This is a genomic window from Paraburkholderia sp. SIMBA_027 (assembly GCF_046535315.1).
Lineage (GTDB): Bacteria > Pseudomonadota > Gammaproteobacteria > Burkholderiales > Burkholderiaceae > Paraburkholderia > Paraburkholderia tropica.
On sequence record NZ_JAWRWY010000006.1, the window covers coordinates 264,761 to 287,416 of the forward strand.

Consider the following 22,656-nt stretch of genomic DNA (forward strand, 5'->3'; position numbering starts at 1 on the left):
CTGCTGCATGCCAGCGCCGCGCAAAGCGCAGCGTCGAAAACGAGGACGGGCGCAGGGCGATGTCGACTTCGCCCATGCGCCCGCGTTTCAGCCGCCCGTCTGCAAGCCGGTCAGCCGAGCTTCTTCTTGAGCAACTCGTTGACCTGTTGCGGATTGGCCTTGCCCTTCGTGGCCTTCATCGCCTGGCCGATCAGCGCGTTGAACGCCTTTTCCTTGCCTGCGCGGAATTCCTCGACCGACTTCGGGTTCGCGGCGAGCACCTCGTCGATGATCGCTTCGAGCGCGCCGGTATCCGAAATCTGCTTGAGACCCTTCGCTTCGATGATGCGGTCGGCCGCGCCTTCGTCGGCGGCCTTCTCGTCCCACATCGCCTGGAACACTTCCTTGGCGATCTTGTTCGAGATCGTGCCGTCGGCGATACGCGCGAGCAGCAGCGCGAGTTGCGCCGCCGACACCGGCGACGCGCCGATCTCCAGGTCTTCGCGGTTCAGCTGCGACGAGACTTCGCCCATCAGCCAGTTCGCGGCGGCCTTCGCCTGCGCGGCGCCGGCCTTCGCGACCACGGCCTCGAAGTACGCGGCCATCGCCTTGCTCGACGTCAGCACGTTCGCGTCGTACGCGGTCAGACCGTACTGCTCGACGAAGCGCGCCTGCATCGACTCGGGCAGCTCCGGCATTTCGCCCTTCACGCGCTCGACCCACGCCGCGTCGATCACGAGCGGCATCAGGTCGGGATCCGGGAAATAGCGGTAATCGTGCGCGTCTTCCTTGCTGCGCATCGAGCGCGTTTCGCGCTTGTCCGGATCGTAGAGACGCGTTTCCTGCACCACCGTGCCGCCGTCTTCGATCAGCTCGATCTGACGTCGCACTTCGTACTGGATGGCTTCTTCGAGGAAGCGGAACGAGTTCAGGTTCTTGATTTCCGCACGCGTGCCGAACTCTTTCTGACCGACCGGACGCACCGAGACGTTCGCGTCGCAACGGAACGAGCCTTCCTGCATGTTGCCGTCGCAGATGCCGAGCCACACGACGAGCGTGTGCAGCGCCTTCGCGTAGGCCACGGCTTCCGCCGCGCTGCGCATTTCAGGTTCCGTGACGATTTCGAGCAGCGGCGTGCCCGCGCGGTTCAGGTCGATGCCCGTCATGCCCGCGAAGTCTTCGTGCAGCGACTTGCCCGCGTCTTCTTCCAGATGCGCACGCGTCAGGTTGACGGTTTTTTCGTACGCTTCCTTGCCGGCCTTTTCATTGGCGGGCACCTGGATCGTGATCTGGCCGCCCTGCACGACCGGAATCTCGTACTGGCTGATCTGATAGCCCTTCGGCAGATCCGGGTAGAAGTAGTTCTTGCGCGCGAAGATGCTGCGCGGCGCGATCGTCGAGCCGATCGCGAGACCGAACTGGATCGCGCGCTCGACGGCGCCGCGGTTCATCACCGGCAGCACGCCCGGCAGCGCGAGATCGACGGGGCAGGCCTGCGTGTTGGGCGCCGCGCCGAATTGCGTCGATGCGCCCGAGAAGATCTTGGAGACCGTCGACAGCTGCGCGTGCGTCTCAAGACCGATAACGACTTCCCATTGCGTGCTCATGCTTTACACCCCTGCCGGCGCCTTGCGATGCCAGTCGGTCGCGCGCTGGAAAGCGTCGGCGACCTGCAGCATGCGGGCCTCGTTGAAATAGTTGCCGACGATCTGCAGACCGACCGGACGTTGCGCGTTCGCGCCCGCGCCGAAGCCGCACGGCACGCTCATGCCGGGCAGGCCCGCGAGGCTGGTCGACAGCGTGTAGATGTCCGCGAGGTACATCTGCAGGGGATCGTCGCCCTTCGCGCCGATGTCCCATGCCACGCTCGGCGCGACCGGGCCCATGATGACGTCGCACTGCTTGAACGCTTGCTGGAAATCCTGCGCGATGATGCGTCGGATTTTCTGCGCCTGCAGGTAGTACGCGTCGTAGTAGCCGTGAGAAAGCACGTAGGTGCCGACCAGAATGCGTCGCTTCACTTCGGGGCCGAAACCTTCCGCGCGCGACTTCTTGTACATGTCGAGCAGATCGGTGTACTGGTCGGCGCGATGGCCGAAGCGCACGCCGTCGAAACGCGAGAGGTTCGAGGAGGCTTCCGCCGGCGCGATCACGTAATAGACGGGAATCGATAACTCGGTCTTGGGCAGCGTGACTTCGACGAGCGTCGCGCCGAGCGACTCGTAAGTCTTGAGCGCGGCGTCGATGGCGGCGCGCACGTCGTCGGCGAGGCCCGCGCCGAAGTATTCCTTCGGCAGACCGATGCGCAGACCCGCGAGCGGCTTGTCGGCGCTCGCGTTCGCGCCCCACTGCTCACCCAGATGGCGCGTGTAGTCTTCGTCGTCGCGCGTAAGGCTCGTGGAATCGCGCTCGTCGAAACCGGCCATCGCGTTGAGCAGGAGCGCGCAGTCGGCGGCGCTCTGCGCCATCGGGCCGCCCTGGTCGAGCGACGAGGCGAACGCGATCATGCCGTAGCGCGACACGCGGCCGTACGTGGGCTTGATGCCGGTGATGCCCGAGAACGACGCGGGCTGACGGATCGAGCCGCCCGTGTCGGTGCCCGTTGCGGCGGGCGCGAGGCGCGCGGCCACGGCGGCGGCCGAACCGCCCGACGAGCCGCCCGGCACCGCATTCTTGTCCCACGGGTTTTTCACCGCGCCGAAGTGCGAGTTCTCGTTGGACGAGCCCATCGCGAATTCGTCCATATTGGTCTTGCCGAGCGTCACCATGCCCGCGCGCCCGAGGCGCTCGACCACGGTCGCATCGAACGGGCTCACATAGTTTGCAAGCATCTTCGAGCCGGCCGTCGAGCGCCAGCCGCGCGTGACGAACACGTCCTTGTGCGCGAGCGGAATGCCCGCGAGCGGGCCGGCGTGGCCCGAATGCAGCAGCGCGTCGGCGGCCTTGGCCTGCGCGAGCGTCGCTTCGGGATTGACGTCGACGAACGCGTTCAGGTCTTGATGCGCCTCAATCCGACCCAGAAAATGCTGGGCCAGTTCGACTGCGGAGCATTCCTTCGCAGCCAGCGCGGCGCGCAGTTCGGTCAAGCTTTTGTCATGCATTGCGTGATTCCTGGAAGAACGTGACGGCGCTTCGAATTGCGCACGCCGCCGCGAGGGGCGCTGCGCGCCGGTGCGCGAGGCGCCGGCCGTTCGGTCTTGCCGCCGTTCGCGAAATTAAAGTCCGCGAAGTTAAGGTCCGATAACTCGGATTTCTTCGAAAATAACGGTAAATGCCAGCGTGTTTACTCAATCACGCGCGGGACGAGGTACAGTCCGTCCTGTACCGCGGGCGCGGGGCGCTGGAAGGCCTCGCGATCCACGGTTTCGGTCACGGCGTCCTCGCGCAGGCGCAGCGCGACGTCCTCGATCTGCTCGATCGGGTGCGCGAGCGGCGCGATGCCCGTGGTGTCCACGGCCTGCATCTGCTCGACGAGCCCGAAGAAGTTATTCAGGCGCTCGAGCGTATTGCCGGCCTCGGCTTCGGCCAGTTCGAGGCGCGCGAGATGCGCGATGCGCTTCACATCGGTCAGGGTCAGGGCCATGCGGTCACCGGAAAATGAGGCTGAAGCAGTGCAGAAAATCAGTGCTGCAACAGCGGTTTATCGCGCCGGATCCGGGGAGCGAAGAAAGCTTCGACGCGGTCAAAAACTGACCTCCGGATCCTGCAAAACAGGCAAAATTATAAGGTATCATTACGCGTTCGACTCAAACCCGGACCGCCTTGCACCCGCCTTTCAAGCCTGATCGCAGCAATTTGCGTTCAGCAGGCGCGCAACGGGGTTGCCTCCGGTCACCATTCCCGCAGTTTCAGGCTCCTCGCGGCGGCACTTTCCGCCCGTCCTGAGGCTGTTATTTTTTCCGCTGCCGCCCGTGACCCGCTCGTTCCACAGGTCGGCCACCAGCGAGACAGGATTTTTGAATGTTCGGTTTTCTGCGTAGCTACTTCTCCAACGATCTCGCGATCGACCTCGGCACCGCCAACACCCTGATCTACATGCGCGGCAAGGGCATCGTCCTCGACGAACCCTCGGTCGTGTCCATCCGCCAGGAAGGCGGCCCGAACGGCAAAAAGACCATTCAGGCAGTCGGCAAGGAAGCCAAGCAGATGCTCGGCAAGGTGCCGGGCAACATCGAGGCCATCCGCCCGATGAAGGACGGCGTGATCGCCGACTTCACCGTCACCGAGCAGATGATCAAGCAGTTCATCAAGACTGCACACGAATCGCGCATGTTCTCGCCGTCGCCGCGCATCATCATCTGCGTGCCCTGCGGTTCGACCCAGGTCGAGCGCCGCGCGATCAAGGAAGCCGCGCACGGTGCGGGCGCCTCGCAGGTCTACCTGATCGAAGAACCGATGGCCGCGGCAATCGGCGCCGGCCTGCCGGTGTCGGAGGCCACGGGCTCGATGGTCGTCGACATCGGCGGCGGCACGACCGAAGTGGGCGTGATCTCGCTCGGCGGCATCGTCTATAAGGGCTCGGTGCGCGTGGGCGGCGACAAGTTCGACGAAGCCATCGTCAACTACATCCGCCGCAACTACGGCATGCTGATCGGCGAGCAGACCGCCGAAGCCATCAAGAAGGAAATCGGTTCGGCCTTCCCGGGTTCCGAAGTCAAGGAAATGGAAGTCAAGGGCCGCAACCTGTCGGAAGGCATTCCGCGCAGCTTCACGATTTCGAGCAACGAAATTCTCGAAGCGCTCACCGACCCGCTGAACCAGATCGTCTCGTCGGTGAAGATCGCGCTGGAACAAACGCCGCCGGAACTGGGCGCCGACATCGCCGAACGCGGCATGATGCTCACGGGCGGCGGCGCACTGCTGCGCGACCTCGACCGCCTGCTGGCCGAAGAAACCGGTCTGCCGGTGCTGGTGGCGGAAGATCCGCTCACCTGCGTCGTGCGCGGTTCGGGCATGGCGCTCGAGCGCATGGACAAGCTCGGCAGCATCTTCTCGTACGAGTAAGCAGCCCTTCGCTGCGGGCGCAACGGTGCATTTGCAATCCGGCGCCCCAGCTCTGGAACCTGGCGCTGAATGTGGTGTCACATCTGGCGCGACATCTGGTGCGACTTATCGCGCCGCAGTGGGTGAGACTGTCGAACGGTTGACGGTTCGGCGGCGGCAGACGCCGCCCCGCCTCGTCGCCCGCGCCGCTCAGGCCGAATGTGCCGCTCGTGACGTTCGTGCCGCCCATGTCGAGGCGGCGCTCGCGGCGCGCTTCGCGGCCCGGCCCTCGCGCCTCCAGTTTCACCGTTAGTTTCACCGAACCGCACACGCCCCCGGCGCCGACCATGGAATACAGTCCGCCGCCTCTGTTCAAACAAGGCCCATCGGCACTCGCACGACTGCTGTTCTTCGTCGTGCTGTCGATCGCGCTGCTCGTCTCCGACGCCCGTTTCAAGACGCTCGAAGTCGTGCGCGGCGTGCTCGGCGCCGGTCTCTATCCGCTGCAGCGCGCCGCGCTCGTGCCGCGCGACCTCTTCATGGGCGCCGCCGACCTCGCCGTCACGAGCGCCTCGCTGCGCCAGGACAACGCGCAACTGCACACGCGCAATCTTCAGCTCGCCCAGCAGGCCAACGAGGCCGCCTCGCTCGCGGTGGAAAACACGCATCTGCGCGCGCTGCTGCAGTTGTCGCAGCGCATCGGCGCGCAGACCACGCCCGCCGAAATCCAGTACGACACGCGCGATCCGTTCACGCAGAAGGTCGTGATCGGCGGCGGCTCGCAGCAAGGTGTGCAGAACGGCTCGCCCGTCGTGACCGAAGACGGCGTGATCGGCCAGATCACCCGCGTGTTCCCGATGCAGTCCGAAGTCACGCTCGTGACCGACAAGGACCAGGCCGTGCCGGTGGAAATCGTCCGCACGGGTCTGCGCAGCGTGATCTACGGCACGGCGCGCGGCGATCTGCTCGATCTGCGTTTCGTGCCGATCAGCGCCGACGTGCAAGCCGGCGACGAACTCGTCACCAGCGGTCTCGACGGCGTGTATCCGCAAGGTCTGCCAGTCGCGAAGGTGCTGCGCGTCGACAAGCAGGCCGACACGGCTTTCGCGCGCGTGGTGTGCGTGCCGCTCGCGGCCGTGCGCGGCGCGCGTCAGGTGCTGGTGCTGCATTTCACGGCGCAGTTGCCGCCGAATCCGGTAGAGGCCGCCGACGCCGCCGCTGCCGAAGCAGCGAAAGAAGCCAAGGACGCGAAGAAGAAGGCCGCCAAGGGCGGCGACAAGAAGGGCGACAAGAAAGCCGACGCCAAGCCCGCAGCTAATGCGGCAACTAACGCGGCAACTAACGCGGCAACCAGCGCGGCACCTGGCGCGGCAGCCCCGGCGGCCAAACCCGCCGCCGCGAGCAGCGCCGCGCCCGCGAAGTCTCCGGCGCCCGCGCCGGCCAAGCCTGCCGCACAAGGGGGCAGCCACTGATGCCGCGTCCGCAATACATTCTTCAACCGGTCAACCCGTACTTCATCGCGTTCAGTCTCGCGGCGGCGTTCCTGCTGAACCTGCTGCCGTGGGGCAAGCTGCCCGGCGTGCCCGACTTCGTCGCGCTCGTGCTGCTGTTCTGGAACATCCACCAGCCGCGCAAGGTCGGCATGGGCATCGCGTTCTGCCTCGGCCTCTTGATGGACGTGCACAACGCGAATCTGCTCGGCGAGCACGCGCTCGCCTACACGCTGCTTTCGTTCGGCGCGATCACGATCCACCGCCGCGTGCTGTGGATGTCGATCGGGCTGCAAATGTTCGCCGTCACCCCGCTGCTCGTGGGCGCGCAGGTCGTACCCTTCGTGATCCGCCTGTTGATGGGCGCGTCGTTTCCCGGCTGGGGCTATCTGATCAGCGGTTTCGTGGAAGCCGTGCTGTGGCCGGTCACGAGCGTGCTGCTGCTGCTGCCGCAGCGCCGCCCCGTCGATCCCGACGACACGCGGCCCATCTGAGCGGCCGCGCGCCGCTCGCCGTTGCTGGACGCCCGATGACTCACTCTTCCTACCGGCCCGCCGCAGCGCTCGCGCGAGGCGCGGGCCTCGTCGCCTGATCGCATGACCGAATTCAAGGACACCCAGCAGCAGCTCACGAAGTTCCGCCTGCGCGTCGCGGCGGCGGGCCTGTTCGTGTTCGTCTGCTTCGGGCTGATCGCGTTCCGTTTCCTCTATCTGCAGGTCTGGAACCACAGCAAATACTCGCTGCAAGCGGACGAAAACCGCATTTCGGTCGCGCCGATCGTGCCGAATCGCGGCATCATCACCGACCGCAACGGCGTCGTGCTCGCGAAGAACTACTCGGCGTACACGCTCGAAATCACGCCGTCGAAGCTCACCGACACGCTCGACAACACGATCGATCAACTCTCGACCGTGATTCCGATCGACGCGCGCGACCGCCGCCGCTTCAAGAAGCTGCTCGAAGATTCGAAGAACTTCGAGAGCCTGCCGATCCGCACGCGCCTCACCGACGACGAAGTCGCCCGCTTCACCGCGCAGCGCTTCCGCTTCCCCGGCGTGGAAGTGCGCGCGCGTCTGTTCCGCCAGTACCCGCTCGGTCCGACGGCCGCGCACGTGATCGGCTATATCGGCCGCATCTCGCAGCGCGATCAGGAACGGATCGACGACATGAGCGACAAGAATGACAGCGATACCGAGCATTACGATCCGCGTCTCGATGCCAACAACTACAACGGCACCGACTACATCGGCAAGATCGGCGTCGAGCAGAGCTACGAAACCGAGCTGCACGGCCTGACCGGTTTCGAGGAAGTCGAAGTGACGGCGGGCGGCCGTCCGGTGCGCACGCTCTCGCGCACGCAGGCCACGCCGGGCAACAACCTCGTGCTGTCGATCGACATCGGTTTGCAGCAGGTGGCCGAGCAGGCTTTCGCGGGCAAGCGCGGCGCGCTCGTGGCCATCGAGCCGTCGACGGGCGACATTCTCGCCTTCGTTTCCGCGCCGAGCTTCGACCCGAATTCGTTCGTCGACGGCATCGACCAGCAAACCTGGGACGAACTCAACAACTCGCCCGATCACCCGCTGCTCAACCGTCCGCTGCACGGCACCTATCCGCCGGGCTCGACCTACAAGCCGTTCATGGCGCTCGCCGCGCTCACGCTGCACAAGCGCACGCCGCAGTGGGGCTTCTCGGACCCCGGCTACTACATGTTCGGCGGCCACCGCTTCAACAACGACGTGCGCTCCGGCCAGGGCTGGGTCGACATGAACAAGGCGATCATGGTGTCGAACGACACCTACTTCTTCATGCTCGCGCACGATCTGGGCGTGGACGCCATCGCCAACTTCATGAAGCCGCTCGGCTTCGGCCAGCTCACCGGCATCGACATCGCGGGCGAGGCGCGCGGCATCCTGCCCTCGACCGAGTGGAAGAAGAAGGCCTACCGCAAGCCCGAGCAACAGAAGTGGTACGAAGGCGAGACGATCAGCCTCGGGATCGGTCAGGGCTACAACTCGTTCACGATCCTGCAGCTCGCGCACGCCACGGCCACGCTCGCCGATAACGGCGTGCTCATGAAGCCTCACCTCGTGAAGGCCATCGAGAATCCGATCACGAAGGCCGAGCATCTGACCGTGCCGGCCGAAAGCGGACGACTCGACGTGAAGCAGTCCGACATCGACGTCGTGAAACGCGGCATGGAAAACGTGACGATGAATCCGTCGGGCACCGCGTATCAGCTGTTCCGCAACGCGCCGTACACGTCGGCGGGCAAGACCGGCACGGCGCAGGTGTACTCGCTGCAAGGCGCGAAGTATCAGGCGCACGCGGTCGCCGAGCATCTGCGCGACCACGCGCTGTTCACCGCCTTCGCGCCCGCCGACAAACCCACGATCGCGCTCGCGCTGATCGTCGAAAACGGCGGCTGGGGCGCACAGGCGGCCGGTCCGATCGCGCGCCGCGTGCTCGATTACTGGCTCGTCGACCGTCTGAAGCCGGGCGCGGAACAGGCGGCCGTGGCCGCTGCCGCGTCGGCGACGCAGGATGCGTCCGCGCCCGTGATCGGCGGCGCGCCGCTGGAAGCGTCGGGTGCTGCGGGTGCGTCGGGTGCCGCAAGTGCATCGGCTACGGGCGGCGCTTCGGCGCCCGCGCCCGCCAGCGCGCCCGTATCGAGCGTCAAGGTTGCGGCGGGCTTCACGCCGCTGCCGCTTCCCGGCGCGGCTTCGGCGGCCGAGGCGGCGTCCGCTGCGGCGGCGGCCTCCGCGGCGGCGAACGCCGAAGCGGCGTCGAACGCCTCAGCCGCGAGCGGCGCGCACGCGCCTGCCGCACCGAAAGCCAAACCCGCGAACAACAGCGCCGGCATGAACGCCGACATCGCCGACGCCGTGAACGGCGGCACCGCGATCGGCGACGACGGCGTCCCGGCGCGTCCCGCCGCCGCCTCGCTGCCGCGCCATTTCGGCCCCGGCCCGCATCGTCCGCGCCGCCCCGCGAGCGCGTCCGGCAACGCCACGCTCGCGCCGCCGCCCAAGGCCGCCACGGGCAACGCCGACGAGTAAGGACACACCATGCCTCTCCTCCAGTTCGACAAGATCGACAAGCGCGCCGTGCTCGACACGCTGCGCAAGATGTTCCTGGGCTTCGATCGCCCGCTCGCGCTCACGGTGTTCCTGCTGCTGTGCGTGGGCATCGTCACGCTTTACAGCGCGAGCCTCGACGTGCCGGGCCGCGTCGAAGACCAGCTGCGCAACATCATGCTGACCTTCGTGCTGATGTGGGTGCTCGCCAACGTGCCGCCCAATACGCTGATGCGCTTCGCGGTGCCAATCTACACCTTCGGCATCGCGTTACTGATAGCGGTCGCGCTCTTCGGGCTCACCCGCAAGGGCGCGAAGCGCTGGATCAACGTGGGCGTGGTCATCCAGCCGTCGGAAATTCTCAAGATCGCCACCCCGCTGATGCTCGCGTGGTATTACCAGCGCCGCGAAGGCGTCACGCGCTGGTACGACTTCGTGGTGGGCTTCGCCATCCTGCTCGTGCCGGTCGGCCTGATCGCCAAGCAGCCCGACCTCGGCACCGCCGTGCTGGTCTTCGCCTCGGGCGTGTTCGTGATCTATTTCGCCGGACTCTCGTTCAAGCTGATCGTGCCGGTGCTGATCGCGGGCGTGATCGCCGTGGCCTCGATCGCGGCGTTCCAGGACAAGATCTGCCAGCCGCAGGTCAACTGGCCGCTCATGCACGACTACCAGAAGCACCGTATCTGCACGCTGCTGGACCCGACGTCCGACCCGCTCGGCAAGGGCTTCCACACAATTCAGGCGGTGATCGCGATCGGCTCCGGCGGGCCGCTCGGCAAGGGCTGGCTCAAGGGCACGCAGTCGCATCTGGAGTTCATCCCCGAAAAGCACACCGACTTCATCTTCGCGGTGTTCTCGGAGGAGTTCGGCATGGCGGGCGGCATCGTGCTGCTCACGCTCTACATGTGTCTGATCGCGCGCGGGCTCTATATCGCGGCCAACGGCGCGACCTTGTTCGGGCGATTACTGGCCGGTTCGCTGACGATGGCGTTCTTCACCTACGCGTTCGTCAACATCGGCATGGTGAGCGGGATCCTGCCCGTGGTCGGCGTACCGTTGCCGTTCATGAGCTACGGCGGCACCGCGCTGACGACGCTCGGCATCGCCATCGGGCTGATCATGAGTGTGGGGCGCCAGAAGCGGCTGATGCAAAGCTGACGGGCATTGCATTAGTACACAGCAGGCCGCACAAAACAAAACGCGCCGGTTTTCACCGGCGCGTTTTTCATTTCGGCACGCGATCTAGCGTGGATTCACCGCGAACTCACTGCGGCTGCGCGGGCGCGGATTTCATCAATTGCGCGCTCAACTGCTGAAACTTGAGGCGCGCCACCGGATCGCCCTGGGCCGCCGCCGCCGCGTAATACGCGCGCGCGACGTTGAGGTTCTTCGGCACGCCGTCGCCGCCGCGTTCGTAGAACGAGCCGGTCACGTATTGCGCGGTCATGTCGCCGCCCTCGGCCGCCTTCTTGTACCAGTAGAACGCCTGCTTGTTGTCGCGCGCGGTGCCGCGTCCGTCGAGGAACTGGTTCGCGAGCGCGAGTTCCGCCTGCACGTGCCCCTGCTTCGCGGCCTTCATAAACCACTGATGCGCTTGCGCCGGATCGCGCCCGACGAAGTCGCCGTCGTCGTACATTTTTCCGTACACGTATTGCGCGTGGGACATGTTCGCATCGGCGGCCTTGCGCAGCCACTTGCGGCCTTCGGCGACGTCGGCGCCGCCACCCTCGCCGTTCACGAGCATCATCGCGTAATTGAATTCGGCGAGCCGGTTGCCGCGCGCCGCCGCTGCCAGGAACTCCTTGCGCGCGGCCGCAAGATTGCCCGCGTTGTAGTCGGCGACGGCGCTGGCCGTTTGCGGATCGTCCTCGGCGTTCGACGCGGCTGCGCTCGAAGCGGCGACCGTCGTTGCAGGTTGGGTTGCTGGCTTCGCGCCGTTATCGGCTGCGTAAGCCGCGTTGGCGGTGAATGCGACTATGGCGACTACGGCAACCACCGCCGCCACCATCGACGCCATCGTCACGCGCCCAACCTGCGCGCTCCACTCTTGCGGATGCCTCATGACCGCGCCTCCTGCAGCGCCTGGCGCGTGGCGCGCACGAGCCAGATCACGTCGGCGGCCAGCGCGATGAACGAGAAGCCCATCTCGCGATATTGCTTCGCCTGGGCCGCATCCATCGCGAAGATGCCTGCGGCCACGCCCGCGGCGCGCGCGGCGGCAACGATGCGCGTCATCGCCGCCTGAACATCCGGGTGCTTCGAATCGCCAAGATGTCCGAGACTCGCGGCGAGATCGGCAGGCCCGACGAACAGGCAATCGACGCCCGGCACCGCCGCGATCTGCTCGACTTCCGCGAGCGCTGCCGCCGACTCGATCTGCACGAGCGTCGCGATCTGCGCATTCGCGCCGTGCAGATAGTCGCGCCGCATGCCGTAGGCCGCCGCGCGCACCACGCCCGCGACGCCTCGCTGGCCGTCAGGCGACTGCGCATCGGGATAGCGCGTGGTGCTCACCGCGCGCGCCGCTTCGGCCGCCGAGGCGATATTCGGGAACATGACCGTGCGCGCGCCCGCGTCGAGCACGTGCTTGACGAGCCACGGCTCGTTGGCCGCCACGCGCACCACGGGCTCGGTCGGCAGATGCGCCGCCGCGATCGCGCGCAGTTGCGCGATGGTGTCGCCGCTGTCGTTGGGCGTGTGCTCCATGTCGATCAGCAGCCAGTCGAAACCGGCGTGCGCGAGCGCTTCGGCGGCCGTTTCGCTGCCCATCGACAGCCATAGCCCGAACAGCGGCTCGGCGTCCTTGAGGCGTTCCTTGAGGGGATTGGTGAAGGTGCTCATCGCCGTGCTCCCGGCGAGCGTGCGCGATGCGCGTCACGCGCGGGCCGCGTGGCCCGGCGGTGCGGCAGCCGGCAAGTCTCGCTCCGTTGTGTTGTCGGGCCGCGCGAGCTGCGCAGGCCTTGCCGGAGCGATCATACCGCGACAAAAGTTTGCAGGGACGGATGGAAAACCCGTCTTGCGCGGCGCGCGACGGCGCCGGCGGAGATCAGCGGGAGATCAGTCGCGAACGACTTCGGCCCAGCAGTTGGGCGTTTCGTACAGGCGCACCTTGTGCAGCTGCAGGTTCACGCCGTAATGCGCGTCGTACACATTGGCGAGGATCTCGAACGCGATGGCCGCGAGATTTTCCACGGTCGGAATGCGGTCGATCACGACCGTCTTGTGGCCCGGCAGCGTTTCGAGGAAACCGCGCACCTGCGTGTCGCCTTCGAAGACGAGGAACGCGTGGTCCCACAGATCGACGAGATGCTGGTTCGCGAGCGACTTCACGTCGGCGAAATCCATCACCATGCCGCGATCGGGCGCGCCTTCCGTCTCGACGGTATCGCCCTGCAGGGTGATTTCGAGCACGTAGCGATGGCCGTGCAGGTTACGGCACTGGCTGCGGTGGTCGGGGATGCGGTGGCCCGCGTCGAATTCGAGTTTTCGGGTGATCGTCAGCACGGCGCTTCCGGGGCAAATTCAGGGAATGTTCAGGTACTTGTGCGTCTGCATCGAAAGGCGCCATTGCGGATGACGCTTGCACCAGTCGATGGCGAGCTTCGTGTTCAGGTCGCGCGACGGACCATCCATCGGCTGAACGAGAAAATACTCGAAGTCGAGCTTCGCGTAGTCGGCCAGACGCTGGTTGTCCTGCGGCACCACGACCTTGAGTTCGTTGCCTTTGGTGACCACGAGCGGCGCGTCGGCCTTCGGGCTCACGCAGATCCAGTCGATGGTGTCGAGCACCGGCAGTGAGCCGTTGGTTTCGATGGCGATCTCGAAGCCCGCCGCGTGCAGTGCATCGACGAAAGGCGGGTCGATCTGCAGCATGGGCTCGCCGCCCGTGCAGACCACGAAGCGGTGGTTCTCGCCCTCGGGCCACAGCGACGCGATCTTCGCGACCAGCTCTTCGGGCGTGCGGAACTTGCCGCCGTTCTCACCGTCGGTGCCGACGAAGTCGGTGTCGCAAAAACGGCATTGTGCCGACTCGCGATCTTCCTCGCGGCCCGACCACAGATTGCAGCCGGCGAACCGGCAGAACACGGCCGGACGCCCGGCGTTCGCGCCTTCGCCCTGCAACGTGTAGAAAATTTCCTTTACCGCGTAAGTCATGCTGCTGCCTGATATCGACTCGGGGCTCGTGGGGAGCCGTCATGATGGCGGGCGCTTGTTGAGCCTTTCGGCTCGCTCGTCGCGTCGCGAAGTGCGCCGCCCGTGCGCCGCTTCGGTCTTGCCGCGTTCCAACGCCGCGCAGTCCTGAGAAGACTGCCTGCGCGGCTGCGCGCCCGTCGTCGGATCAGACCGGCGCTTCCGTTACTTTCTCGCCCGCGAGGTACGCTTCGTAGCCGCGCTTGCGCAGCTTGCACGCCGGGCATTCGCCGCAGCCGAAGCCCCACGCGTGCAGCTCGGCGCGCTCGCCGACGTAACACGTATGCGTTTCCACGCGCACCAGCTCGACGAGCGCTTCGCCGCCGAGCGTTTCGGCCAGACGCCACGTGTCGGCCTTGTCGAGCCACATCAGCGGCGTTTCCAGCACGAAGCGGCTGTCCATGCCGAGATTGAGCGCGACTTGCAGCGCCTTCATGGTGTCGTCGCGGCAGTCGGGATAGCCCGAAAAATCGGTCTCGCACATGCCGCCGACCAGCACCTTGAGCCCGCGCCGATACGCGATGGCCGCGGCGATCTGCATGAACATCAGGTTGCGGCCCGGCACGAAGGTGTTCGGCAGGCCGTTCGCGGCCGTTTCGATCTCGATTTCGCGCGTCATGGCGGTGTCGCTGATCGAACCGAGCACGGAGAGGTCGATCGTGTGATCGTCGCCGAGACGCTCGCCCCACTCGGGGAACCGGCTCGCGACAGCGGCGCGAAAGCCCTCACGGCATTCCAGTTCGACGCGATGACGCTGGCCGTAATCGAAGCCGAGCGTCTCGACGGTATCGTAGCGGTCGAGCGCCCAGGCGAGGCACGTTGCCGAGTCCTGGCCGCCGGAAAACAGCACGAGCGCGCCGTTTCTGGTTTCTGTTCGAGTCACCGTGAAACTCCGTGTATGAGGTTCCGCGCGGTCGCAAGCTGTCGAAACCCGCCGGGCGGACCGGCTCGATCCGGCGCCGGCCCAAGCAGTATAGGGCGCGCCCTCCCGGGGGATATCGGCGCCACTTTATACCGCTGATTAGCCCTGATCGCGCGCTGGCGTCTGCCCGAGGCCCATTTTGCGCGCAACACGCTGGGCACTCACGCAGGGCGATCGGCGCCCTCCAACGAAAAAGCCCCAGGAATCGTACGATCTCCTGGGGCTCTCTGCATTCTGGTGGCCTGGGTCGGAATCGAACCAACGACACGCGGATTTTCAATCCGCTGCTCTACCAACTGAGCTACCGGGCCAACGAAGAAGGGAAAGTATAGAGAGCTTTTCCGACTTGCGCAAGCCCTTTCTCAAAAGATTCTGGGAAAGGGCTCGTTCACTCAGTCATTCAGTCATTCGCCCTTGCTCTTGCCGAGGTCGACGCCGAGCTGCTTGAGCTTGCGATACAGATGCGTGCGCTCGAGGCCGGTCTTCTCGGCCACGCGCGTCATGCTGCCGTTCTCGCGCGCGAGGTGATACTCGAAGTACGCGCGCTCGAACGCGTCGCGCGCGTCGCGCAACGGAATGTCGAACGAGATCGAGGCCGTCTGCGCCACGCTGACGCCCGGCGCGCCGTCCGCGCCCAGCACCGGCAGCGCCGCCGCCGACGCCACCACGGCCGGACCGCCCGCCGCCGGCTTCGCGCCAGGCGCACCCGCCGCCGGCACCGGCGCGGCGGTGCCGCGCGCGAGGCCCTGCTCGACTGCCTTCAGCAGCTTTTGCAGCGCGATCGGTTTCTCGAGGAAGTTGAGCGCCCCGATCTTGGTCGCCTCGACCGCCGTGTCGATAGTCGCATGTCCCGACATCATGATGACCGGCATCGAGAGCTGGCCTTGCGCGGCCCACTCCTTGAGCAGCGTGACGCCGTCGGTGTCGGGCATCCAGATATCGAGCAGCACCAGGTCAGGCACCTGACGCTGACGGAATTCGCGCGCCTGTTGCGCGTCCTCCGCGAGCTCCACGACGTGTCCCTCGTCGCTGAGGATCTCCGAGAGCAATTCCCGGATGCCCATTTCATCGTCTACCACCAGGATGGTTGCCATTTACGCTGCCCTTGTCTGCACTGTTGCTTTTGATCCCTGCTCCGCTGTAACGCTTGAACGTGCGTTTGCGTTGGCGTCCGGGTCGACGTCGTCGGCGAGCTGGAGAAAGAGAATCGATATTTGCGCGCCTTCGATCACATCGCCCGCTTTCATGCGGTTGCGAATGTCGATGCGCGCGCCGTGCTCGTCGACGATCTTCTTGACCATCGCAAGCCCGAGTCCTGTTCCTTTGGCCTTGGTCGTCACGTAGGGTTCAAAGGCACGCGTGAGGATGCGTGCCGGAAAACCCGAACCGTTGTCCGAGACCGTGAGACGCACCGCAACGCGCGTGTGACCTTGCGCGTCCGCTTCGCCGTATTCTACGGCCCGCGTTTCGAGCGTTACACGAGGCTGCGCGACATCGGCCACGGCGTCCTGCGCATTCTGCAGGAGGTTGTGGATGACCTGGCGCAATTGCGTCGCGTCGCCACGAATGACGGGCAGCGTCGACAGCTCGACCTTGATCGCGCTCTTGCCTTCTTCCGCGCCATAGAGCGTGAGCACTTCGCTCACGAGGTCGTTCAACTGCAGGCTCGCGAGCACCGCCGGCGGCGTGCGCGCATAGTCACGGAAGTTGTCGACCATCTGCTTCATGGCCGCGACCTGATTGACGATGGTCGTCGCGCCGCGCTTGAGCACTTCGGCGTCCGAGGGCGCGAGCTTATCCGAGAGCTTCATCTGCAGACGCTCGGCGGACAGCTGAATGGGCGTGAGCGGATTCTTGATCTCGTGCGCGAGACGCCGCGCGACTTCGCCCCACGCGACCGAGCGCTGTGCCGAGATCACGTCGGAAATGTCGTCGAACACGACGACGTAGCCCGAAGTCTGCATGTCGCCCGCGTCGCGGCCGGTGTCGGAGACGAGACGCGCACCGCGCACGAGCAGCGTCAGCGGATCGGTTTCGCCCGGCACGGGCACCGAGAACTGCTGCTGCCAGTGGCCTCGATCGACGCCGCCGTTGTCGCCGCCCATGCGCGACGCTTCCTGATCGGCGAACGCCTTGCGCACCATCGCCGCGAAGTCGCCGAGCGCGGCCACGTGGTCGATCGGCAAGCCCACCTGGGTCTGGAACGGATGACGGAAGATGCGTTCCGCGCCGGGGTTCGCCGTGGTCAGGCGGAACTGCCGGTCGAACACGAACACGCCCGCCGTGAGATTGGCGAGGATGCTTTCGAGATACGCCTTCGAATGTTCGAGCGCGACGCGGTTCTTCTCGACGGCCTGGCGCGCTTCGGAAAGCTGCCGCGTCATCGCGTTGAACGATTGCGTGAGGAAGCCCAGCTCGTCGCGCGACTTGATTTCGCGTTTGGGCGTGTAGTCGCCCTCGGTCACTTCCTTCGTGCCCTGCGCGAGCAGGAACAGCGGCCGCGCGAGCTGGTTGCCGAGCGCGAGCGCGAGCATCATCGCCACGAAGGTCGCGAGGAACAGCGCGAGCGTGAGCGTGCCGATGTACATCTTGCGCAGGCCCGTGCGGCCGAGCGCCTTTTCCTGATATTCGCGATAGGCGCGCTGCACGGCGTCCGCGTTGCGCGCGAGCGCGGCGGGCACGGGCTGTTCGAGTTGCAGGAAGCGTTCGGCGGGCTGCAGGTCGGTGGTGTTGCCGTCGGGAATGCGCGTGACGACGCGCAACCTCAGCGCACCCTTGGGCCCATGCAGATGCGGATCGCCGTCGACTTCGCCTTCGATCGCCGCATAACCGCGCCCGCGCGCCTGATCGATCATCAGTGCGGTGGGCAGGTCCGCCGGCATCAGCGAGGAGAAGTTGCTCGACGCCTGCGCGACCACGTGCATGTCCGGCGCCGCGCCCGACATGCTGCGCACCGGCTCGACGATGGTCGCGTCCTGCACGCCGAACTGGTCGCGCGCGCGCAGCAGCGTGAGCGTCGTGCCGGCCGCGTCGCCGCTCGCGATCTGCTCGGCCATCAGGCGCGCCTTGGTCTGCAGATCGGACAGCGAGGCGTCGAGCATGCCGCGCCCGAGATTGAGACCCGCCGTGAGCGCGGTTTCCACGTTCACGTCGAACCACGATTCGATCGAGCGCGAGACGAACTGATACGAGACGATGTAGATGATGCCGCCCGGCACCACGCCCACGAGCGCGAAGAAGAATGCGAGCTTGGCGAGTAATCGCGTGCCGAACTTGCCGCGCCGCAAACGCACGACGATCACGATCACGAGCGCCGTGACCACCGACATGAAGATGATCGCGACGCCGATGTTGGCCGCGTAGAGCCAGCCGTAATAGCGGTCGAAGAATTCCGTGTTCGCGCTCGCGGCGGCGAGCAGCACGAGCAGCAGCGCCGCGGTGAACGCGACGGTGGACACCAGCAGCCTCACGACGAAGCTGCTGACACTGCCTCCGGTGGCGCGGCGCACTTTATTTAGCACGTTCGGTCACCGTGAAGCTAAAGCGCTTCCAGTCGGAAGCGAGGTTCCAGTCGCGGTTGTTGACCGCGTCGATCTGGAACGGCTTGGGCATGAGCGCGACGTCGAGCTGCATGCGCACCGAGGCCGTGTAGGTCTCGCCCGGATGCACCTGATTGCGCTCGATCACGTGCCACGACGTGACGTGCTTGATGACGGCGAGCGCGTCCGCCAGCGTCGAAAAGCCGAGCTGGAGACCGCCGCTCGACACGCGATATTCGCGCGTGAGCGGCTGGAACGAGAGGCGAATGCTTTGCGAGACGCTCACGGGTTGCTCGTCGAACCAGTACCAGCGCGGGCGCGTGAGTTCGAAATCGGTGGTGAAGTAGAGCGGAATGCCCTTGTTGACCGCGTCTTCCAGGCTGCTGTTGAGATCGAAATCGAAGCGGGCGTCGAGGCTCCAGCCGGAGCCGTCGGCCTGCAACGAGGCGCGCTGCACCGAGATCGAATCGGCGCGCGCCGGCGCGGCGGCCATGAAGCCAAAGAACAACGCGACCCAGAGCAGGGCCGCGAAGCGCAGCGGGAAGAAGCGTTTGATGGTCACCGTTTCTGGAAGCGCGCGTAGAAGAATCCGTCGTGATCCGCGGGGCGATCGGCCGGCGCGCCATCGGCCGCGGTGGGCAACAGTTGCCCCGGAGCATCCAATCGTACCGCATCCTCACGGCTGCTTTCAAACCAGGCCGCCTGCGCCTCTCCTTCCTCGGGGAACAGCGAGCAGGTCACGTAGAGCAGTTCGCCGCCCGGCTTGAGCAGGCTCCACAAGGCTTCGACGATACGGCGCTGCTCCTTGGCGAGCGTCGCGATATCGCGCTCGCGGCGCAGCCAGCGAATATCGGGATGACGTCGCACGATGCCCGAGGCCGAGCACGGGACGTCGGCGAGAATGCGGTCGAAGCGCTGGTCGCCGCCCTCGCCGCCTTCACCTTCGAACCACGCCTGCGGCTCGCCCGCATCGCCGATCACGACGCGCGCGCGACGCAACGGATGCGCAGCATCGTCCTGCGCGAAACCCAAACGCGCAAAGTTCTCGCCGATACGCCCCGCGCGCGACGCGTCGCTTTCCAGCGCGATCAGGTCGATGTCGGCGAGTTCGAGCAGATGGCCGCTCTTGCCTCCGGGCGCCGCGCATGCATCGAGCACGCGCATGCCGTCGCGAACACCGAGGATTTCGGCGGCGATCTGCGCGCCCGCATCCTGCACGGACACGTCGCCCGCGAGAAAGCCCGGAATGCGATCCACCGGCAGCGGCGTGGCCAGCCGCACGGCGTGCGTGCCGATCTGCGTCGCGGCGATGTTCTCGGCGGCGAGGCGCTGCACATAGTCGGCGGCGTTGGCGCGGCGCGCGTTCACGCGCAGCGTCAGCGGACCGTGCGTGTTGCCCGTGGCGAGAATCGCTTCCCATTGCGCGGGCCACGCGCGGCGCACCGCGTCGATCCACCATTGCGGATAGTTCCAGCGCGCGACGTCGTCGGCTTGCGCGGCGGCCAGCGCCTGATCGCGCTCGCGCAGGAAACCGCGCAGCACGGCATTCACGAGGCCCTTCGCAAAAGCGATTTCGCGGCGCGCGCCCACCGTGCGCACGACCTGATCGACGACCGTGAACGGCGTGTAGGCGGCGTGCGCTTCGTCGTCGACGAGGAGCGCCAGCGCGCAGGCCAGCAGGTTCGTCACATGGGCGGGCGGCGCCTTGCTCACGCGCTGCTTGATCAGCCAGTCGACCGTGCCGAGGCGACGCATCGTGCGATACGCGATGTCCTGCACCGCGCCGCGCGCGACCGAAGCAAGCTCATGCGGCAAGGACGCGAACGCGTTCGACAGCGCGGCGGGCAACGCCGCGCCGGCCCGTACCGCGCCGACGGCCTGGGCAGCCTGATCGAGCGCGAAGCCGAGCGAGTCGGGGGCCAGATGCACGGGCGCAAGCGTCGCCGGTGCGCCGGATTGCCGGGCAGGCGAAGCGGATCGTGCGGAACGGCCTGCGCGGGTCTGGCCGGCTTTGCCGGCAGTGCCCGACGGGCGACGGGAATGGCTGGATGTCATGAAAAAACCGGATGCGAGCCGCATGGCGCGGCGTACTGGCATAAGCAAAGCACAAGCGAGCCATTGTAGCGTGGCGTGGGCGCAACGCTGTCCATGCGGCGCAGCGAAGCCGACGCTTCGCCGCGCCGAACCGCCGACAGACGCGGCGCTCGTGCACTAGAAAACCGCCGATTTCGCCTGAGTTTCCGCTGCAAAATGGCAAACGCCCTGCTACGCCCCGTAAAGGCCGCCATGAAACTGTTCGGAAAAAGATTCGATCTCGTGTTCCTGGTCTTTGTCGCGCTGTTCGCGGTGGCCGCTCAGGGATCTCACAAGCTGCTCGCGCCCTTCTGGGACTACAGCAGTTACACGTCCGCGCTCACGCGCTACCACCTCGGCGTCGATCCGTACGGCATCGCGGCTTCGGACTTTCCGCTGGTCTATCCGCCGATCTTTCTGAATCTGTTCGCGAACGTGCCGTTTCTCGCCGTGTATCTGCTGTTCGCGCTCGCGACGCTTGCCTACGTGGTGTACCGCGTGCGCAGGACGGATTTCGTCTGGGCCGCCAGCGTGGGCTTTCTCGCGGGCGGCGCGGGCGTCGGCGCGCTGCTCACAGCGAATTTCGCGATCTTTTCGCACTTGCTGATTGTCATGCTGCTCTATTCGGCGTCGCGCAGCGAGCGTCGCGCCGCGCTCGGCTACGGCCTCGCCACGCTCGTCATCGTGCTGTTCGCGTCGATCAAGATTTACTTCGGGGCCTATGCGCTCGTCTTTCTATTTTTGCCGAAAGGTATCCGCTACTTTTTCATCATCCCGATTTGCGTCGCGTGCGTGGACGCCGCGCAAATGCTGCTCGAACCGCAGTTGTGGGCCGGTTTCGAGACGCGCCTGCGCTGGCAGGTGCTGACGCAGCACGACTCGGGTCTCGTGCTTTCCGGCATCCTGCAGCAGCGCGTCGCGAGCCTCTCGGCGCTTCAGGACGTGCTGATCCACGAAGCCATCGTCGTCGCGCTATTTCTTTACGGGATCAACCCGTTGCGCGAGCCGCGCATGATCGGCTTCGACGAGGTCTCGGGCAAGCTGTTCTACGTGATCGCGTTCGCGATCATCCTGAATCCGCGCCTGAAGGAATACGATATCGGCGCGTTGTTCGCATGCTGCTATATCTCACTCTTTCAGAGCACACGGCCCGAGGATCGCGCGCAACGGCTGATCGCCTATGTCGTTCCGGTTGCGTTCGCCGCCGCGTGGATGCTGGCGCGGCTCACGCACGTTTTCCTCTTCCTCGACCTGATGTGGATTGTGAGCGTCTACGGTCTCTTTCTTGCGATTTCGATGCGCCAGCGCGCGTTGCGCAAGGTCGGTCACGCGCGCCCGCCGTCACACATCGGCATCAGGCAGGCATAAAAAAACGCCTCGGAAAGAAGCGTTTTTCGTAATGCAGCTCGCGCTGCGTGCGCGACCGTTCCCGGTTTAGCGCTGGCCCGACGCCATCTCCATCAGACGACGGATGCGTTCTTCCGTCGACGGGTGCGTGCTGAACAGATTCTGGATGCCGCCGCCCGAGAGCGGATTCATGATCATCATCTGCGCGGTGGCCGGATGTTGCTCGGCGGCCGCGAACGGGATGCCCTGCGCGTAGCGATGGATCTTGTCGAGCGCCGACGCCAGCGCCTGCGGATCGCCCGAAATCTCCGCGCCGCCCCGATCGGCCTCGAATTCACGCGCGCGCGAAATCGCCATCTGGATGAGCGCGCCCGCGATCGGCGCCAGCAGCGCGACGGCGATGCCCGCGATCGGGTTCGTCGGACGACCGTTTTCATCGCGGCCGCCGAAGATCATCGCGAAGTTGGCGAGCGCCGAAATCGCACCGGCCATGGTGGCCGAGATCGTGGAAATGAGGATGTCGCGGTGCTTCACGTGCGCGAGCTCGTGCGCCATCACCCCGCGCATCTCGCGCTCGGACAGCACGCGCAGAATGCCCGTGGTCGCCGCCACCGCCGCGTGCTCGGGATTGCGGCCCGTGGCAAACGCGTTGGGCGCATCTTCGTTGATGAGATAGACGCGCGGCATGGGCAGATTCGCGCGCGTGGCCAGATCGCGAACCATGCGGTAGAACTGCGGCGCCGTGGTTTCGTCGACTTCCTGCGCGTTGTACATGCGCAGAACCATCTTGTCCGAGAACCAGTACGAGAAGAAGTTCATGCCAAGCGCGATCACGAGCGCGAACATCATCCCGCTGCGCCCGCCAATCAAACCGCCAATCGCGATGAACAGGGCCGTAATCGCGGCCATCAACATCGCGGTCTTGACCCAGTTGAACATGTGCTGTGCTCCTTAACCCAGTGGGGATCAAACCGTTGGACGCCCGCCGCGCGCCATCCCTCAAAGGGACAGGCCGCGGCAGCGAGCGCATTGTAAGCGATCTGTTAGATAAGGGCGGG

At 65.9% G+C, this 22,656-nt stretch carries 19 protein-coding genes and 1 tRNA gene; 6 read left to right on the forward strand and 14 right to left on the reverse strand.

What is annotated here, in order from left to right:
* Nucleotides 1-110: 110 nt before the first annotated feature.
* The 3 genes from gatB to gatC all read right to left on the reverse strand — a co-directional run bounded on the left by gatB (nucleotide 111) and on the right by gatC (nucleotide 3,562).
* On the reverse strand, nucleotides 111-1,586 hold the full coding sequence (gene gatB / locus SB764_RS13845; protein ID WP_110325265.1) for an Asp-tRNA(Asn)/Glu-tRNA(Gln) amidotransferase subunit GatB: 1,476 nt from the start codon (nucleotides 1,584-1,586) through the stop codon (nucleotides 111-113).
* A gap of 3 nt (nucleotides 1,587-1,589) precedes the next feature.
* Nucleotides 1,590-3,080, reverse strand: a complete 1,491-nt coding sequence (gene gatA / locus SB764_RS13850) for an Asp-tRNA(Asn)/Glu-tRNA(Gln) amidotransferase subunit GatA (RefSeq protein ID WP_065061847.1) — start codon at nucleotides 3,078-3,080, stop codon at nucleotides 1,590-1,592.
* Nucleotides 3,081-3,262: 182 nt separating this feature from the next.
* Entirely contained in the window at nucleotides 3,263-3,562 is a 300-nt protein-coding gene (gene gatC, locus SB764_RS13855; RefSeq protein WP_065061845.1) for an Asp-tRNA(Asn)/Glu-tRNA(Gln) amidotransferase subunit GatC, read from the reverse strand.
* Between the two features lie 377 nt (nucleotides 3,563-3,939).
* Here gatC and SB764_RS13860 point away from each other — a divergent pair, with 377 nt between their 5' ends.
* From SB764_RS13860 to rodA, 5 genes are all read left to right on the forward strand, one after another.
* Nucleotides 3,940-4,983 carry a rod shape-determining protein gene (locus SB764_RS13860; protein WP_004189550.1) on the forward strand — a complete coding sequence of 348 codons (1,044 nt, stop codon included), beginning with the start codon at nucleotides 3,940-3,942 and terminating at the stop codon, nucleotides 4,981-4,983.
* 326 nt (nucleotides 4,984-5,309) lie between these two features.
* A complete protein-coding gene (mreC, locus tag SB764_RS13865; protein ID WP_176079473.1) occupies nucleotides 5,310-6,434 on the forward strand; it encodes a rod shape-determining protein MreC in 1,125 nt (374 codons plus the stop codon).
* Complete coding sequence (gene mreD / locus SB764_RS13870; protein ID WP_065061841.1) at nucleotides 6,434-6,946, forward strand: rod shape-determining protein MreD; 513 nt, start codon at nucleotides 6,434-6,436, stop codon at nucleotides 6,944-6,946. Before mreC ends, mreD begins: the two co-directional genes overlap by 1 nt.
* A gap of 102 nt (nucleotides 6,947-7,048) precedes the next feature.
* A complete protein-coding gene (mrdA, locus tag SB764_RS13875; protein WP_110325261.1) occupies nucleotides 7,049-9,508 on the forward strand; it encodes a penicillin-binding protein 2 in 2,460 nt (819 codons plus the stop codon).
* A 9-nt stretch (nucleotides 9,509-9,517) separates the two neighbouring features.
* Nucleotides 9,518-10,684, forward strand: a complete 1,167-nt coding sequence (gene rodA, locus SB764_RS13880) for a rod shape-determining protein RodA (RefSeq protein ID WP_110325259.1) — start codon at nucleotides 9,518-9,520, stop codon at nucleotides 10,682-10,684.
* A 106-nt stretch (nucleotides 10,685-10,790) separates the two neighbouring features.
* On the opposite strand, the gene SB764_RS13885 is transcribed toward rodA, so the two are convergent.
* The 10 genes from SB764_RS13885 to rsmB form a co-directional block, all read right to left on the reverse strand.
* Nucleotides 10,791-11,543 carry a tetratricopeptide repeat protein gene (locus tag SB764_RS13885; RefSeq protein WP_321941454.1) on the reverse strand — a complete coding sequence of 251 codons (753 nt, stop codon included), beginning with the start codon at nucleotides 11,541-11,543 and terminating at the stop codon, nucleotides 10,791-10,793.
* A 41-nt stretch (nucleotides 11,544-11,584) separates the two neighbouring features.
* Nucleotides 11,585-12,367, reverse strand: coding sequence for an HpcH/HpaI aldolase family protein (locus SB764_RS13890; protein ID WP_065061837.1), 783 nt, complete (start codon nucleotides 12,365-12,367; stop codon nucleotides 11,585-11,587).
* Between the two features lie 216 nt (nucleotides 12,368-12,583).
* Nucleotides 12,584-13,027: a 6-carboxytetrahydropterin synthase QueD gene (gene queD, locus SB764_RS13895; protein WP_110325590.1), complete on the reverse strand. Its 444-nt coding sequence runs from the start codon at nucleotides 13,025-13,027 to the stop codon at nucleotides 12,584-12,586.
* Nucleotides 13,028-13,048: 21 nt separating this feature from the next.
* Nucleotides 13,049-13,681 (reverse strand): 7-carboxy-7-deazaguanine synthase, encoded by a 633-nt coding sequence (gene queE, locus SB764_RS13900; protein WP_065061835.1) that lies wholly within the window; start codon nucleotides 13,679-13,681, stop codon nucleotides 13,049-13,051.
* A 184-nt stretch (nucleotides 13,682-13,865) separates the two neighbouring features.
* Nucleotides 13,866-14,600 (reverse strand): 7-cyano-7-deazaguanine synthase QueC, encoded by a 735-nt coding sequence (gene queC / locus SB764_RS13905; protein ID WP_321890911.1) that lies wholly within the window; start codon nucleotides 14,598-14,600, stop codon nucleotides 13,866-13,868.
* 274 nt (nucleotides 14,601-14,874) lie between these two features.
* Nucleotides 14,875-14,950, reverse strand: a tRNA-Phe gene (locus tag SB764_RS13910).
* A gap of 93 nt (nucleotides 14,951-15,043) precedes the next feature.
* Nucleotides 15,044-15,733: a response regulator transcription factor EsaR gene (esaR, locus tag SB764_RS13915; protein ID WP_065061833.1), complete on the reverse strand. Its 690-nt coding sequence runs from the start codon at nucleotides 15,731-15,733 to the stop codon at nucleotides 15,044-15,046.
* Nucleotides 15,734-18,160 carry a sensor histidine kinase gene (locus tag SB764_RS13920; protein ID WP_065061832.1) on the reverse strand — a complete coding sequence of 809 codons (2,427 nt, stop codon included), beginning with the start codon at nucleotides 18,158-18,160 and terminating at the stop codon, nucleotides 15,734-15,736. It lies immediately after the preceding gene.
* Nucleotides 18,150-18,740 carry a DUF4390 domain-containing protein gene (locus tag SB764_RS13925; protein ID WP_065061831.1) on the reverse strand — a complete coding sequence of 197 codons (591 nt, stop codon included), beginning with the start codon at nucleotides 18,738-18,740 and terminating at the stop codon, nucleotides 18,150-18,152. Before SB764_RS13925 ends, SB764_RS13920 begins: the two co-directional genes overlap by 11 nt.
* Nucleotides 18,737-20,233 carry a 16S rRNA (cytosine(967)-C(5))-methyltransferase RsmB gene (rsmB, locus tag SB764_RS13930; protein ID WP_176079476.1) on the reverse strand — a complete coding sequence of 499 codons (1,497 nt, stop codon included), beginning with the start codon at nucleotides 20,231-20,233 and terminating at the stop codon, nucleotides 18,737-18,739. The genes SB764_RS13925 and rsmB overlap by 4 nt, the downstream gene beginning before the upstream one ends.
* A 261-nt stretch (nucleotides 20,234-20,494) precedes the next feature.
* Here rsmB and SB764_RS13935 point away from each other — a divergent pair, with 261 nt between their 5' ends.
* Nucleotides 20,495-21,619 (forward strand): hypothetical protein, encoded by a 1,125-nt coding sequence (locus SB764_RS13935; protein WP_410863812.1) that lies wholly within the window; start codon nucleotides 20,495-20,497, stop codon nucleotides 21,617-21,619.
* Nucleotides 21,620-21,685: 66 nt separating this feature from the next.
* Here SB764_RS13935 and htpX read toward each other — a convergent pair whose 3' ends face one another.
* The gene (htpX, locus tag SB764_RS13940) at nucleotides 21,686-22,537 is read right to left on the reverse strand and encodes a zinc metalloprotease HtpX (RefSeq protein WP_065061828.1); all 852 of its coding nucleotides are present in this window, start codon (nucleotides 22,535-22,537) and stop codon (nucleotides 21,686-21,688) included.
* Nucleotides 22,538-22,656: the final 119 nt, after the last annotated feature.